The sequence below is a fragment of the Clostridium sp. UBA1056 genome, from assembly GCA_002316385.1.
Taxonomy (GTDB): domain Bacteria; phylum Bacillota; class Clostridia; order Clostridiales; family Clostridiaceae; genus Clostridium_J.
The window spans coordinates 18,607-35,585 of the sequence record DCDL01000013.1 but is presented as its reverse complement, the minus strand read 5'-3'; the positions used below and the strand labels follow the sequence as shown (position 1 = coordinate 35,585).

Below are 16,979 nucleotides of genomic sequence, written 5' to 3'. Positions count from 1 at the left end.
GCGAATCGCTTTCACAGAGTGCTATTGGAGTATTAGAGGTGGTAGTAATCGGATAAAGACAGGATGTGAAAGAATGATAAGAATAAAGATCTTGATTGATTTTTCAAAATGCAAATTTGATTTCTTCTTTAACTCAACTGGAGAATTTAATAGTGGCTATGAACTCAAGGGAAAAGAGTAAAAGGTCAAAGGAACTATTAGATAATATCGATCTTTCTAAAAAATATAACAGCAATATTTATGAAGATATTTGGAAAAGAATGAATACAAACTTATTTATGTATTTTGTTGAAATCTATGGTATAATGTTGAAATGGTGAGGAGGAGAAAAATGAAGATATCAATTATAATCCCTTGTTTTAATGAGGAGAAAGTCCTAATTAGAACATATGAAAAATTAACAGAAATCTTATTGGAATATGAAAAAACTAACATGTGTGATTATGAATTAATATTTATAAATGATGGAAGTTCAGATAATACAAAGAATGTTTTGATAAATTTTTCTAAAGAAGATGATCATGCTATGTATATTTCTTTTTCAAGAAATTTTGGAAAAGAAGCAGCTATGTTAGCAGGACTTAAGAATGCTACTGGAGATGCTGCCATAATAATAGATTCTGACCTTCAACATCCACCTGAATTAATACCGCAAATGGTAGAGCATTACAAAAGTGGATATGATCAAGTAATATGTAGAAGAAATAGAAATGGCGAAAAGATAGTAAGAAAGAAGCTTTCACAATTATACTATAAGATAGTTAATAAATTTGTTGACGTAGAATTAATTGATGGAGTCGGCGATTTTAGATTATTAAGTAGGAAGGCTGTAGATAACTTGCTTAGTTTAACAGAATATAATAGATTCTCTAAAGGCTTATTCTCATGGATTGGATTTGAAACAAAATATATAGATTATGATAATAAAGAGAGAGAAATTGGAGAAAGTAAGTGGAGTTTTAAATCCCTCTTACAATATGGTGTCGATGGAATAATATCATTCAACAATAAACCTTTAAGATCCATAATTTATTTAGGTGCAATATTATTATTATTGAGTATTGTATATATTATTATAACGCTAGTAGGTATACTAATCAATGGGATAGATTCTCCAGGATACTTTACACTAATAACAGCTGTTTTAATTATAGGTGGAGTTCAGTTAATTTCTATAGGCGTTATAGGAGAATATATTGGTAGAATTTATTATGAAGTTAAGAAAAGACCACACTATATTATTAAAGATACTAATATAAATGATAAAGAGCTTAAAGAGTAATCACATCATTTATGGTATTAAATGCCAGAAGGGGGAGCGAATATGAGTGAGCATAAGGAAAATAGATTTAGACTGATAATAAGAAATATACGTGATGGTCGGAGTAAGAAATTTATGTTCTTAAGGTTTGCTTTTGTAGGCGGAATAAATACTATACATAATTATATTTGGTATGCTTTATTTTTATGGATGTCTATACCTTATATGATAAGTTTTACATTGGCATTTATAATAAGTATGATAGGCTCATTTTTTCTTAATTGTTACTTCACTTTTAAGACGAAGCCTACTTTATCAAAATTTATAAAGTTTCCATTAACTACTTTAGCAAATTATTGTATTTCAACCGTAACACTATTTATTTTAGTGAATATATTAAATATACAGCCATTTATAGCAGGACCACTAGCATCTATATTACCAATACCTATTACCTTTTTAATGACTAAGCTACTATTAAAAGAAGAGAGCTTAAAATTTAAGAAGATTACGGGCAAATATATTTTGTATATAATAGGAATTTCAATAGCTTTCTTAGGAATTGCTCTTCTAAATCATAAAATGTATTTGTTTGGAAATAAAGGTTTTACAATACCTGGTACAGATAGTAGCGTTCAGTTTATGTATTTTGTCCCTTTTATTGAAAATGCAATAGATAAAGGCGATCTTTTATGGTCGTGGACATATGGTTTAGGTGGAGATGTTTTAGGAGAATTTACATACTACTATACAAGTAGTCCTTTTTTTTATATTTCATATTTTATAAAAAAAATAGTAGGAGCAAATTGGAGCTACCTTTCATCTATAAATTTCAAACTGTGCATGAGTATATTAAAGCAATTTATTTTAATGGCATTAATGTATAGCTTATTAAGGTATGAAGGGAAAAAAAAATATACAAGCTTTATTGGGGCAATAGCCTATGGCCTATCTATTATATTTTTAAGGAATTCACTAGCCTTTGATTATATGACTGATGCCATGATATGGTTACCACTAACAATTTTAGGGTATAGGATCTGGGAGAAGAGAAAGAAAAATTTTGTTTTAATTTTAGGAATTACTTTAACTGTTTTAAATAGTTTTTATTTTGGATATATGTCACTAATTTTCTATTGTATTTTTGCTATTATATTTACATATGGTAAAGGGAATAGTACTAAAGAGAAAATTAAAAGCTATTTTAAAGAAGGATTTCAATTTGGAATGAAGATTATATTAAGTATAGGGATAGCTGCATTTTTATTTATTCCAGCTATAATTGCATTTATGAGTTCAGATAGATTTAGCGTAACTTCTAATATTCCTAAATTATTTGATGCAAATTTTTATAAATTAACATTTGAAAATATATTTCTTTATAATGATTTTGTAGGTCTACCATTAATTGCGCTATTAGTATTTACAGTACCATTAAAAAAAGTAAGCACTGAAACAAGAAGAAAGACACTATTAGCTACTATATTTATTATATTGTATATGATACCAATGGCTTATAGTATGTTTAATGGATTTTCTTATGTATCATACAGATGGTTATATATATTTAATTTTGTAATTGCCTATGCGATTCCAAACTGGATAGAAGATTGTAATCTTTATAAAATCAAAGGTGCTATTAAAATTTTATTAATTGGATTATTCACTGTAATTATGCTCTATACAAAGGAAGAAAGAGGAGGTGGATATGTAGCAACAGCTGATATAATAATTCTATTTGCAGGAATTAGCTCTATAGTTATACTTTATATTAGAAAGATGTCGAATAGTAAAGTGTTACAATCAATTTTGAGTTTTATGATTATAGTATGCATTTTAGTTGGGGGCATAGAAAATTGTAAAGTAAATTTGATTACCGTTTATGAAAATAAATACTACTTTTTTGATAAGGCTCTTTTTAATCTTAGAGGTATGGACAATGATTTAGAGAAAGAGATATTAGCTGAAACTGTACCTAATACTAATGAATTCTATAGGACCATATATGAAATTGAGAATAACGAAAATACACCAATGAATTATATGAATTATGGTGCTAGTGCCTATAATAGCTTGATAAATAAGAATGTACATAGGTGGATGAAAGTAGATTATAATATTGTTCAAGATATTGTATCACCTAGTAGATTTGCAAACTTTAATAATAGATTGTTTTTGGAAAGTGCTTTTGGAGTTAGATATAAGCTATTATATAATAATGAAGAGGCACCATATGGATATAAACTAAAATCTGTTAATGATAAATATACACTTTATGAAAATGATAATACAGTAGGATTTGATTTATGGTATGATAGCTATGAAAATATAGATAACCTAGAACATCTTAATTATGCAGAGAGGGATGTGGCATTATTAAATACTGCATTTATAGATAAAGAGATAAGCGGTATTAAAAAGAGTGAATTAGAATTTGATACTGTTCATGAATTAGAAGTTAATTATAGTGATGCAAAACTATCTAATGTAAAATATGAGGATAGTAAACTTTATGTAGGAGAATCAGGAGAGATAATACTTCCAATCGATAATAAGTATAATGATACTGATGGAGAAATTTTATTTACTATAAATATTAGACCAGAAAATGGACAATCGTATACTATGACTGTTAATGGTAAGGAAATTTTTAAAGATGAAGAGAACGGTCAATGGACATATCCTTTAAATGAATTCACATTTAAGATGGTAGATAATACAGAAGGTATAAGAATAACATTGACACCGGGAACTTATATAGTTGACAAAATGGATTTACAATATAGTTCATATGAGAAATATGATCAGTGGGTAAATGATATAAATAAATATAATATTGATAATCTATTGGTAGATGGCCCATATGTATCAGGAAATATCACAAATGATGAAAAAGGAATACTAGCATTAAATATTCCCTATAAAAATGGATGGACAGCTAAGGTTGACGGAAAAAAAGTTGATTTATTAAAAGTAAATGGTATATTTACGGGAATCGAATTAGAACAAGGTGACCATAGCTTGGAATTAAGGTATATTACTCCTGGATTAATATTAGGTGCAATAATAAGTACAGTGTCATTAGTAGTATGTCTAATATGGTATGTTATTAATAGAAGAAAATAATATACTATATTATAAAAAATTAATATCAAAAGATGGGATAAAATCAGTTTTTCTAAAAGAATAGTGATTTTATCCCATCAAGTAAAAGGTGTATTTATTCAATAGCTTATCAGCCGTAGAATATAAAACGCTAGAAGAGTTGAAAAATATATTACCATGATCAGGGATACTTCAAAAGGAACTAAAAATTACTTCGTCAAACAAAAATAATTTAAACCCCCCGTATCAATCTTAAATGATATGCTGGGGGTTGATTTATAATTAAAATCATGAATTAAGCCATTTAATTTTTGACGCTTACAAATTGCCCAAGATGAATTTGGGCAATTACCTCTATACTAATTATAATGTAGAAAAAGGATGGATGGGTATAATGAAAAGAAAAATTTTAGCATTATTTTTAATGGGGAGCATATTGTTAACAGCGTGCGGAAAAGAAACTCCATTATCTGAACAAAAATCAACTACGGAAAACAAAGTGAGTACCACCGAAGAAAAAACAACTACTCAGAACAAAGAGGGTACCACCAAAGAAAAAGATACACAGGATATAAAAACACCTGTAGATAAAGATACCGGCTTAAAGTTAAGCGCTGTATCTGTAGTGAATTTGAGTAAATACACAAATAATGAAGAGTTATCCTTATCAGAATCTCCTACATCAATATTTATTTTGACAACAGACAGTGTTCTAACAAATTTTAAAATCCAAAATATCTCATATGATGGAGTCAAGTGTGAAGTGAACGAGAATTTATATAATAAAAAAAGTTTTGATACTAGTATGTCGTTAAAGATAGAGGCCTATATACCAGAAATATTTTCAAACCTATTAATTAGTTATGAAAAAGACGGTAATATATATCAATACTATGTTGTTTCAAACTTAACAGGAGAAGGAGCTGATGCAGATTTGCAACTGGTAAAATAGGAGTCTCTATATTATGTAGAATCCATTAGATGATATTTTAGTAGACTATTTGAGGCTATATATTAATTTTTTAGTTATGAAAGGTAGGATATACAAATATTCTATCTTTTTTCCTGGTAAAAAACCTGACTTGCTACCGATATGGAGAACCACACTATAAGCTATGCTAACTAAATCTTTTATTTAGTTAGCATAGCTTATTCAGAAAGCATATGTAGGTCAAGTTTCCTAAATAAATGAGACTTTTATTTATAGAAAAATTACCTCTTACTTAAAGAAATTAACGACATACTTTAATTCTGTTTACAAAGAAAATCCCAAGCATATAATTAATATTGTGGAGAGTGAAGATATGAAAATACGAGTTGAAGTTGATGAGAGAATAAATGAAGACGAAGTTATTATTAAATGTAGTCAATTAAATGATGATATTTTAGATATTCAAAAGCTGCTTAATGATGTATTTTTGCAAAAAAAACAGGTGACTTTTTACAAAAATAATACTGAGTACTATATTTCTTTGTCAGAGATACTGTTTTTCGAGACGGAACAAACTACAGTTAGTGCACATACTGTTAATAATGTATATCAGGTAAAATACAAGCTTTATGAATTAGAAGAGATCTTGCCAAAAGATTTTATGAGGATTTCAAAATCAACAATATTGAATATAAATTATGTTTACTCAATAACACGCAATTTAACATCATCTAGTATAGTTGAATTTCAACAAACACATAAAAAGGTATATGTTTCAAGACATTATTATAAACCTTTAAAAAATAAATTATTAGAAAAGAGGAGATAGAATGAAGAAAGAAAAAATTTTTGGAGGAGCCTTTCTTATATTATGTGGAATTGCTTTAATTATCAATAAACTTGGATATTTTTCAGATATAAATATTTTTACAATATTATTAACAGCTTTCTTAGTTTATATCATTATAAAGAGTTTATTAGAAGTTAATTTCCAAGGTATTTTATTCCCGATAGCATTTCTTTGTATTATTTATGATAAACAGCTTGGTATAACAGCTATTACTCCATGGACAGTATTAATAGCAGCATTACTTGGAAGTATTGGTCTTTCTATGATTTTTAATAAACATCCTAAGTGGGCTCACAGTAAAAGTGATTGGGATTCTTATGAATTTAAGACCATTGATACAGAAGATGAAAGTCATATAAAGTTACAGACATCATTTTCTGGAAGTATTAAGTATATAAATACAGATAAGTTTGAACAAGCAGATTTAAAGTGTAGCTTTGGAGTAATGAAAGTGTATTTTGATAATGCTGTTCTTCATGAAGGAAAAGGAGTTGTTAGAATAGACTCTTCTTTTTCTGGTGTGGAGTTATATGTACCTAGAAATTGGACTGTTGAAGATAGAGCTAATATATCTTTTGGTGCAATAACTGAAAAAAATAGAAATGAAGGAACAGCAGATAATATTCTAACTATATGTGGAAATATAAACTTTTCAGGAGTAGAAATAATTTATATATAATGTAAATAAGCTTATCTAGTCATGAAATTTAATAAAAGAAAGTTAGCCTTAATCATTAGTTCTTGGTTAAGGCTATTTTTATAAATGAAAATGCCGTATTACAAGTAATGGGATCAATGGTTCTAATATACAATATTTATAAAAAATGTTATAATTCGTACTAGATAAGGCATTGTTAATCTACATTTAAATATAAGATAAATAGTAATTTGAGTTAAGGGTATTTATATTAGATGAAGGAGAGAGATATATGAAAAAGGCTGCTATTATGATATTTCCCCAATTCTGTATGCAAGAGATTAGTTGTCTTACAGAATTATTTAAGTGGTATAATAAAGAGATTACAGTATTTGCATCATCCTTGAACCCAATTAATAGTGAAGATGGATTTACAATATTACCACACAAAGTATTTTCAGAGTTTAATCGTGATGATTATGATTGCATCATTCTTCCTGGAATATGGGACTTTAGAGAGGCATTAAATGATGATAAGAATATTGAGTTTTTGAAACAATTTTGTGATGATAAAGAAATAATTATTGCTAGCATATCAAGCTCTCCAATTTTACTTGGAAAAGCAGGGATATTAAAAAATCATAAGTTCTGCTGTGGATTATTTGAAGAAGTTATGGATGAATATCCAGTTGTTCCAAGAGAAAATATTGTTAGAAAACCTTTATATGAAGATGGAAACTTAATTACTGCAATTGGATTTGCATTTCGTGAATTTGCAGTTGCAGTTGCTAAAAGAGTTGGTATAGACTGCTCTGAAAATATTTTTGCTCCAGTGACTCGTGAATACACTGAAGAAGAACTTGTATTTCATATTACAGAAGAATTTATTGATTAATAAGAAAAATTTGATGATAAGGTAGGAATGGTTTAAAACCTATTTATATTATGAGAGCATATAGATTACTATCAATTCTAATAATAATTTCCCAAAAAGGTTTAGTCACTGGAAGTGAGCTTGCAGAACATTTTGAGGTATCCTTGAGAACCATATATCGTGATATAGAAAAAATAAGTGAGGCAGGGGTACCTATAGCTGCCACTGGTGGAAAAGGTGGAGGCTATTATATTATGGAAAACTATAATCTGAGCAATTTATTCTTTAATAAAAAAGAAATTGAGCCTTTGATTGCTGTAATGGATAATTTAAAGTTTCTATTTGGAAACAACCCGCAATTTAATGACATAATACTCAAGTTCGAAACTTTGCGTGATAATGAAAAGAAAGAATATGAAAGGCTTAGTGTAGATATGTCTCACTTTAGCATGGAGCGTGAGCTTAGGGAGTACTTATTCTTGATAAATAAAGCAATTGAATGCAATAGGACATTAGAATTTGAATATATAAATAGAAAAATGGAACATTCAAATAGAATAGTGGAACCAATTCAAATAGAATTTAGTAATGGACAGTGGTACATTATTGCCTTTTGTAGAATAAGAAAAGATTATAGAAAATTTAAGCTTGTTAGAGTAAGAAATATGAAATTAGGAGAGGGCTTTATAAAAAATCCTATTTCCAAAGAAGAAATAGGAAAAATATTTAGTAAAAGTTATGAAAGAAATGGTATTCTAATTACATTAAAGTTTTCTAGTAAAATAGGAGAACAATTGAGTGAATATTTTTCAAGGGATAAAATTAAGTGTTTAGATGATGGAACATATATAGTTGAAGATTCACTTCCTGATGATGAAGGCTTAAAAAAGTTCATTTTAAGCTTTGGGAATGAATGTGAAGTCTTAAGTCCTAAAAGATTAAAGAGCGAAATGACCGTATATATAAATAAAATATATAGTAAATACAATGACTGACATATAGGTGTCAGTCATTGTGTTTTATAATAGAAAAATAAAGAGTTAAAATGATTAGGAGGGATGGTATGACCTACGAAGAAAATATGTTAAAAGAGAAATTAAAAAGGATTAAAGAAAATAACTATTTACTTGAAAGCGATAAGAGTTATTTTACCCTTGGGCTAGAAATGCTAGAGAATATAGGATCATTAGATCCTGAACTTCGAGATAATCTAATATATGAAATTTTGTATACTTGGATTTCAAATAACAGATTTACTTTTAAAGAGCTTAAAGAGTTGTTGAATATTAGCTTAGGCAGATCGCATCTTTTTTATAGATTGTATGATAGAGATGAGGATGCTGTTTTTAAAAGAACCTTCTCAGTGCTAGTAATTGCTCTTATTATAGATAGGCACAGAAAAGAAAATTTCTTATCAGAAGAGGTATTATATGAAGTAAAGGACAAACTTATAGAATATATGCTTAATGAACGAGATGTAAGAGGATATGTTGAAGTGAAAGGCTGGGCACACTCAGCAGCTCATACCGCAGATGCTTTGGATGAATTAGTTCAATGTATTTCTTTTAATAAAACTGACTTGATAGATATTTTGGATTCTATAAAAGCTAAGGTATGTATAGAATATTATGTTTATATAGATGAAGAGAGTGAAAGAATGGTTACGGTAGTAGAGAACGCTTTTAACAGAAAAATACTTAGCAATTCAGAAATAGTGGGATGGTTACAAGAATTTAGAATTGAAAATCCAAAGAATAGCTATATAGACAACTTTCATTTAAAGGTCAATATAAAAGGATTTTTGAGAAGCCTATATTTTAGATTATTAGAAAAAGAGAATTCAAATTTTACTATTGAAGAGATTAAAAAAATACTTAACAGACTATAAGGAGAAGAAAGAAGGTTTTAAAATGAACATATGTGTTTTTTATTATGATGATTTTTGTGAATTTGAAGTTGTGTTTGCTGTTAATGGGTTTAGGGATAATATTTTCTCAGTTGCTTTAGAAAATCGTGTTTATGTAAGCGAAGAAAAACAAAAATATTTGCCAGACAAAACAATACATGAATTAAATCCAGAGGACATTGATCTTTTTATTATTCCTGGAGGAAATCCAGAGCATCTTTATGAAAAAACAGAACTGAAGGAGTTTATTTCTAGATTAAATGAAAAGAATAAATTTATTGCTGGTATTTGTGGGGGAGCCGAGCTTATGGCATATTACGGATTGCTTGATTATAAAAAGGCTAATGGTGATAGTCAAGGATTTAGAGTAGATGAAAACAACAAGCACGTATATGAAAAAGTAGTTATAGTAGATGAGGATGTTGTTATAGATGGAAATTGTATAACATCAATTGGTCAAGCATTTATTGAATTCGCTATTGAATTACAAAAAGTAATGAATATTTATAAAAATGATGAAGAAGTAAAAGATGCTTATAACTGGCTAAAAAATATTAAAGATAAATAGTATTCCATCTTATTTTTAAGAGTCGTAGAGTAAAATCACGGCTCTTTTTATTTTAACTAATTCATGCTATTCAATTGTTGTAGTACAATACTATAAGACTATAAACTAAATTTAGTAATTACTGAAAGACCAACAGAAGTTATAAAATGTCCTTAAAATGGTTATGAATATTGAGCCCTATTTAATTCTTTGTTACCATACACATTTTCACGAGTGTATATTTGTACTTTATACCAATTATTCACTAAATACCAGTGTATTGAGATCGTTAAGATAAATAAGGAATGAAATAATGTCATCAAAAATAGTATAAAGATTGGTTTTACAAAGCTAGATAAATTATGTTCAAATGATATAATGAGAATAATAAAATATAAAAAATTAACCTTATTTCAAAAAAATAGAATGCTTAAAGAATATAATAATGGAGTATAAATTCCAATTTAAGTTTGAGTATTATAAATAGTAATTTGTTGAGGGGAGTAGGATAACTATAAAGTAAGCAGAACTAAAGCATGCTAAGACAATAATTAATATAAAAAAGAGAGGATAAGGGCTATGGGATATGAAATTATACATTTATCAAAAGAGAAATGGAAGGGAACTATAATTCCAATAAGGTACACAACAGATAAATATTATGATGTTATAGTAAATAAAATAGATAAAGGATTTGCTATTGAGATAGAAAAGAAAGACTTTACAGATCCAGTAACTCATACACCAGAAGAATATGATTTCCCAGATAAGTTATATGAAGATCACTGGGAAAATGCTTATGCTTGGGGAGTGTTAGTTAATGATGAATTAGTTGCTGCAATTGAAACTAATCAAGAATTATGGTCTAATCGTCTAAGAATTACAGAACTTTGGGTAGCAGAAAGATATCAAAAGCAAGGAATAGGTCATTCGTTAATTGAAATGGCAAAGGAACAAGCAAGAAGAGAGCGTCGTCGAGCTATTATACTAGAAACACAATCTTGTAATGTTAATGCAGTAGATTTTTATCAGCATGAAGGCTTTAGCTTGATTGGTATGGATACTTGTTGCTACAAGAACAATGATTTACAAAGAAAAGAAGTAAGGTTAGAATTTGGATGGTTTCCAGAAGAAAAGAAAAGATTAAATCATGAAGAAATAGAAGTTAGAATGGAAACAAAGGATGATTGGTATAATGTAGAGTTAATGACACAGCATGCATTTTGGAATCAGCATCATCTTGGATGTGACGAACATTACCTTGTGCATAAATTACGTCAAGATAAAGACTATCTTCCAGAGCTAAGCAGAATAGCAGTAAAGGATGGACATGTAATAGGATGTATAATGTATTCAAAGGCACGAATTGTTGATGGTGCAGATACACATAAGATTATAACCTTTGGACCTCTTTGTGTAGAGCCTAAATGGCAAGGATGTGGAGTTGGTGAGCTGTTATTAAGGGAAACAATGAACTTAGCTGCAAATAAAGGGTATAAAGGGATTGTAATCTTTGGAGAACCAGATTATTATCCTCGAATAGGATTTAAAACATGTGACAACTTTAATATTACAACTGCTGATGGTAAAAACTTCGATGCATTTATGGAAATTGAATTAGCAGAAGATAGTATGAAAGGCATAAAGGGAAAATTCTACGAATCGGAAGTTTTTGAAAATCTTCCAAAGGAAGAAGTGGAAGAATATAATAAAAAGTTTCCACAACTACAAAAATTAAGATTTCCAGGACAATGGGATTGATTAAATATTAAAATCAATTTAAACAACTTTATTAACAGTATAATAATATAAAATCTACCATAGAGCTCACAAATTCCAATTTATAAAATAAGAATATTTAGGTTTATTTTTTATAAAAATTTAATATAGTATAAAGTAAGAAAACTCGCTCAGGCGAGCTGAGGAGTACAGACTTCTAAAGAAACAAGTTTCTAAGAATTCTAGTAAGAAAAGCTTAGTGCTGGTAATACTAAGCAATCCTTAGACCAAAAGCAGATAATCCACTTAATCGCTTTCACAGAGTGCTTATTTTGTTTTAGGGTGAGGTTTTTTATACACCTGTCTCAAAATCAGGCGTACCATGGGCTCAAGTCATGATCTCTCCGTAAATATCAATGGCTCTAGCAGTTTTTGCTAGAGCCATTTTATCATAACTGTTAATGGAAAATGTGGTTTGTAGCTCCAATTTAACGATGAAATAGGAAAAACTAAACGAAAGTGGATTATGAATTAAATGATTTGCTTAAATATAACGATAAATTCTGTGTACTCATTATATATTGAGTTTACAACTATGTCATGTTCAAGTTTATTACACAACTCTTTTACTAGATAGAGACCAAGCCCTGTAGATTTTGCATTGTTTCTACCATTATTCCCAGTAAACCCTTTATTAAAAATTCTGTTTAAATCCTCTTTTTTTATGCCGCACCCAGTATCTCTTATAATAACTATGAATGAATTACCTTTTTTTTCACCTGTTATAGATATAGCACCCCCAGATTCAGTATATTTTAGAGCATTATTTATTAATTGGTCAAATATAAATGAGAGCCATTTTTTATCAGATAAACAAACATAATCTATATTATTTAGAATCAATTTAATTTTTTTAGAAATGAAATATTTTGAGTACCTTCGAATTATTTCCCTCAATATTTTCTCAAGTTGAACCTCTTTTATAAGAAAATCATTGTGGAAATCTTCCAATCTTGATAAATAGAGTACTCTTTCAACAGAATTTTCTATTCTCATAACTTCATTATCTATTTTATCTAAAAGCTGTTCATGGTAGGAATCTTCATTCCTGTCTATTATAAGCTTTAATATTGAAATAGGTATCTTTATATCATGTACCCACATATCCATAATCTCTGTATTCCCTTGGAAATTATTTCTAATTTCATTTATATAATCTTCCCATTGTTCTTGATAGTCTTTTAAAAATTTAACATATATTTTTTCTTCATTAGTCAATTTAAATAAATTAATAGTACTAATCCTATCAATATTAATACCTTCACTTAGTAAATTAAAAAACTTATTTTTTCTATAATAGCTAATACATATATAAAAGCTTAAAAATATTAAATCGACAATGATTATATAGGATATAGTATCAAATAGAATTATATCTAGTGGTGAAAAAATAATAACTAGAATAACAAAAGCTAAAAAAGAAAAGTTGAAGATAAATAATTCAAATTTATCTTTAAGAAAATCTATAAATCTCATAATATTTTTTACAACTACATAATTATGTAGCCTAACCCTCTCTTAGTTTCTATAAAGTTATCAAGTCCAATTTCCTTTAATTTTCCTCTTAGCCTATTTATATTTACAGTCAATGTGCTGTCGTCAACATACCAATCACTATCCCAAAGCTTTTTCATAAGTTTATCACGGCTTACTATTTTAGATATGTTTTTCATTAATTCATGAAGTATTTTAAGCTCATTCTTACTAAGCTCTATAGTATTATCTTTATATAAAAGACTAGCTGTGGAAAGATCTAAGGTTACTTCATTGTGAGTAATTTTGTTTGAATCTATTTCAGCAAAGTTATAAGTTCTCCTTAAAGTTGCATTAATCTTTGCTATTAGTACATCTATTGAAAAAGGTTTTTGTATGTAATCATCTGCACCTAAGTTTACACCCATTATAATATCTAGATTAGTGCTTCTAGAAGATATAATTATTATTGGTACTTTAGAGGTCTTCCTTATTTCATTACACCAATGAAAACCATCGTAAAAAGGAAGGTTTATATCTAACAAAACTAGTTGAGGATTAATAACATTAAATTCTTCTATAATATTTTCAAAGTTTTCTATTTTATAGACAGAATGTCCCCATTTTGTAAGTTCTTCTCCAATTTCATTTCTTAGAGTTGCATCATCTTCGATTAGTACTATTCTAAACATTTAGCACCTCCTAATAAATATTTAAAAATAAACTATATCACTAGTGAATTATAACATGGAGAATGTTACATTACAAAAATGTTATTTTTATATTATTTAAATATATCGCTAAAGAAAATGATAGTCTATATAATAATCTTATGAATTAAAAGGGAGGAATACTTTATGGAAAATATATTGACAGTAGAAAATTTAAAAAAGTATTATGGAAAAAATGGATCAAAATATGAAGTTTTAAAAGGTGTTAGTTTTAAGATTGAAAAAGGTGAATTTGTTGGTATAATGGGAGCCTCAGGCGCTGGTAAGTCAACCTTATTAAATATAATATCTACTATAGATACACAATCATCAGGTAAAGTCATTATAAATAATATAAATTTAAGTAAATTAAGTGAGGACGAAATAGCTGACTTTAGGCGAGATAATTTAGGTTTTGTTTTTCAAAATTCTAATTTACTAGATACACTTACTATTAAGGAAAATATAATGTTACCTATGTCTTTAAAGAATGAAAAGGTATCTATAATAGAAAAAAGAGTAGAAGAAGTTGCAGATGCACTTGATATAAAAGCTATTCTAAACAAATATCCCTATGAAATATCTGGAGGACAAAAACAAAGAGGTGCAGTTTGTAGGGCTATTGTAACTAATCCTGCACTAATATTAGCAGATGAACCTACTGGAGCTCTGGATTCAAGGGCTGCTAGAAATTTATTAGAAACATTTTCAAAATTGAATACTGAAAGAAAATCCACAATTCTTATGGTAACTCATGATCCAACAAGTGCAAGTTTCTGCAATAGAATTCTATTTATAAAGGATGGCATTATATTTGCAGAGTTAGTTAAAGGGGAAAGTAATAGAAAATTCTATTATAAAATTCTAGATACAGTAGCTTTACTTGGAGGTTGTGATAGAAATGAACTTATTTAATATAGCTATAAAAAATGTAAAGAATAGTGTGGCTAATTATGTTATGTATTTTATGTCTGTAGTTTTTAGTGTATTTATATTTTTTAGCTTTAAGTCTATACAGTATAACGAAGCGCTAGTTAATATAGATAAAAGGCTGGTAGAAAGTATAAATATAGCTTCAATTATTTTAGCTTTGTTTTCATTTATGTTTATATATTACTCTAATTTATTCCTTGTAAATAGGCGTAAGGAGGAGATTGGAACTTATAGCTTACTTGGAATGAGAAAAAATCAAATTGCAAGAGTATTTATATATGAAAGTTTTATAATAGGAATACTTGCCATATCTTTTGGGATAACTCTAGGATTTATATTTACTAAAATAATAACAATGATTTTGGTAAAGCTTATTGGAGAAATTCTTATAGTTAAAATGAGCTTGAGCTACAAAGCTGTTTACCAAACCTTAATCATATTTATAATCATATTTATAGTAATTGGTATTAGAAATAATATTGTAATAAGAAAAAAGAAGGTTATTGACTTCTTTAAAGATGAAAGAGATTCAATGAATAATAAAAAAAGCTCTGCAATAAAAGGCGTAATTGGAATAACTTTAATAGTAATATCGTACATGATAGCTACAAGTCAGTTACTATTTAAGGAATTAAGACTATCATTTGTTATTTTGGTATTAATAATACCTGGTACATTTTTATTTTTTTCATCATCAATATCACTTATGATAAGTTTTATCAAAAAAAATAAAGTTTTTTATTATAAAGGAAGAAATCTTATAGCTTTTTCTGAAGTTAGTTATAAAATATCTAGTAATTCAAAAATATTTTCAACTATAGCTATACTAATAGCAACAAGCGTAACAATTCTAGGATATACAATATATCTTTACTATGATATTGATAGAAATGTAAAAGAAAATTATAAATTTAGTTATAATATAAACGCTGAAAATCAGAAGGTAAATAGTGAAATAGACAGCATACTAAACAAAGAGAAAAGCAACCATCAAATAGAATTTGATAAAACTATAGAGCTTATAAATAAAAATGCTAGTTATAAATTAATTAATAAAAGAAATAAGGTTAGCACTCCTATTAAAGAAGTCGTACAACTTATGAAAGAAAGCGATTTTCAAACCATAATGGAATATCAGAACAGAGAGTATTTTAATTTAAAAAACAATGATGATATTTATTATATTAAAGGAGAAAATACAAACTTATTTTGTGATACTTTAGACAATAAATCAATAAACTTAATAGATGAAAATAAAATTTTTAATATAAATAAGCAATACGATGAATTATTATTGAACAAGTATTCAACTTATAGTTTAGTAGTAGTTAGAGATAATGTGTTTAATGAACTTAAGACTAAGGGAACTATACATAGATTAAGAGTAATTAAAATAGAAAATGAAGGAAAGTCACTAGAAATGTCTAGAAGCATTCAAAGGTTAGTATATAAAAATATTGAATTTAAGAAACCACATAACTTTATATCCAGTATTATAGAAAAGAAAGAACTTACGCAAATTTATGGGATATTCCTTTTTATAGGCATATTCTTAGCTCTTGTATTTTTGCTTTGTACAGGAAGCATAATCCTATTTAAGCAACTATCAGATATATACAGTGATAAAAAAAGATACATAATGCTTAAGAAATTAGGAGCGACAAATAAAGACATTAAAAAAATATTATCAAAGCAGCTAATTCTTGTATTTATATGCCCTGTAATAGTTGGAACTGTTCATAATTTATTTGCAATGTCTATTGCACAAAAGATTATACAAAGACCTATAGTAGTTCCTATATTTATAACCCTAGGAACATACTATATTGGATATTTTACATACTACTTTATTACATTGAAGTATGCAAATGATATGATAGTAAATTAAGAAAGAGTGCAGCCTAGTGTTGTGCTTTTTTGCTTGAACATTACAAAACTGTAATATAAACGTTATGTAGTTTAGTGGCTCAGGT

The 16,979-nt window shown here is 27.8% G+C and carries 15 protein-coding genes; 13 read left to right on the top strand and 2 right to left on the bottom strand.

What is annotated here, in order from left to right; genetic code table 11:
- The 11 genes from B3W71_RS04150 to B3W71_RS04100 form a co-directional block, all read left to right on the top strand.
- Positions 1–181: hypothetical protein (locus B3W71_RS04150; RefSeq protein ID WP_346887682.1), on the top strand; the 181-nt coding region annotated here is incomplete at its 5' end.
- A 150-nt stretch (positions 182–331) separates the two neighbouring features.
- Complete coding sequence (locus tag B3W71_RS04145) at positions 332–1,282, top strand: glycosyltransferase family 2 protein (protein ID WP_346887681.1); 951 nt, start codon at positions 332–334, stop codon at positions 1,280–1,282.
- Positions 1,283–1,324: 42 nt separating this feature from the next.
- A complete protein-coding gene (locus B3W71_RS04140) occupies positions 1,325–4,387 on the top strand; it encodes a GtrA family protein (RefSeq protein ID WP_346887680.1) in 3,063 nt (1,020 codons plus the stop codon).
- A gap of 373 nt (positions 4,388–4,760) precedes the next feature.
- On the top strand, positions 4,761–5,318 hold the full coding sequence (locus B3W71_RS04135) for a hypothetical protein (protein ID WP_346887679.1): 558 nt from the start codon (positions 4,761–4,763) through the stop codon (positions 5,316–5,318).
- 352 nt (positions 5,319–5,670) lie between these two features.
- The gene (locus B3W71_RS04130; protein WP_346887678.1) at positions 5,671–6,126 is read left to right on the top strand and encodes a LytTR family DNA-binding domain-containing protein; all 456 of its coding nucleotides are present in this window, start codon (positions 5,671–5,673) and stop codon (positions 6,124–6,126) included.
- A gap of 1 nt (position 6,127) precedes the next feature.
- Positions 6,128–6,826, top strand: a complete 699-nt coding sequence (locus tag B3W71_RS04125; RefSeq protein ID WP_346887677.1) for a LiaF transmembrane domain-containing protein — start codon at positions 6,128–6,130, stop codon at positions 6,824–6,826.
- 250 nt (positions 6,827–7,076) lie between these two features.
- Complete coding sequence (locus B3W71_RS04120; protein WP_346887676.1) at positions 7,077–7,679, top strand: DJ-1/PfpI family protein; 603 nt, start codon at positions 7,077–7,079, stop codon at positions 7,677–7,679.
- 50 nt (positions 7,680–7,729) lie between these two features.
- On the top strand, positions 7,730–8,653 hold the full coding sequence (locus B3W71_RS04115) for a YafY family protein (RefSeq protein WP_346887675.1): 924 nt from the start codon (positions 7,730–7,732) through the stop codon (positions 8,651–8,653).
- Between the two features lie 68 nt (positions 8,654–8,721).
- On the top strand, positions 8,722–9,546 hold the full coding sequence (locus B3W71_RS04110) for a DUF2785 domain-containing protein (protein ID WP_346887674.1): 825 nt from the start codon (positions 8,722–8,724) through the stop codon (positions 9,544–9,546).
- A gap of 22 nt (positions 9,547–9,568) precedes the next feature.
- Positions 9,569–10,132: a DJ-1/PfpI family protein gene (locus B3W71_RS04105; protein ID WP_346887673.1), complete on the top strand. Its 564-nt coding sequence runs from the start codon at positions 9,569–9,571 to the stop codon at positions 10,130–10,132.
- Positions 10,133–10,690: 558 nt separating this feature from the next.
- Positions 10,691–11,872, top strand: coding sequence for a GNAT family N-acetyltransferase (locus B3W71_RS04100; RefSeq protein WP_346887672.1), 1,182 nt, complete (start codon positions 10,691–10,693; stop codon positions 11,870–11,872).
- A gap of 489 nt (positions 11,873–12,361) precedes the next feature.
- On the opposite strand, the gene B3W71_RS04095 is transcribed toward B3W71_RS04100, so the two are convergent.
- Positions 12,362–13,366: a sensor histidine kinase gene (locus B3W71_RS04095; RefSeq protein WP_346887671.1), complete on the bottom strand. Its 1,005-nt coding sequence runs from the start codon at positions 13,364–13,366 to the stop codon at positions 12,362–12,364.
- Between the two features lie 14 nt (positions 13,367–13,380).
- Positions 13,381–14,055 carry a response regulator transcription factor gene (locus B3W71_RS04090; RefSeq protein WP_346887670.1) on the bottom strand — a complete coding sequence of 225 codons (675 nt, stop codon included), beginning with the start codon at positions 14,053–14,055 and terminating at the stop codon, positions 13,381–13,383.
- 165 nt (positions 14,056–14,220) lie between these two features.
- Here B3W71_RS04090 and B3W71_RS04085 point away from each other — a divergent pair, with 165 nt between their 5' ends.
- Together B3W71_RS04085 and B3W71_RS04080 are read left to right on the top strand one after the other, a co-directional pair.
- Positions 14,221–14,988, top strand: a complete 768-nt coding sequence (locus B3W71_RS04085) for an ABC transporter ATP-binding protein (RefSeq protein ID WP_346887669.1) — start codon at positions 14,221–14,223, stop codon at positions 14,986–14,988.
- Positions 14,975–16,894, top strand: coding sequence for an ABC transporter permease (locus tag B3W71_RS04080; protein ID WP_346887668.1), 1,920 nt, complete (start codon positions 14,975–14,977; stop codon positions 16,892–16,894). Before B3W71_RS04085 ends, B3W71_RS04080 begins: the two co-directional genes overlap by 14 nt.
- The last annotated feature ends 85 nt before the right edge of the window (positions 16,895–16,979 follow it).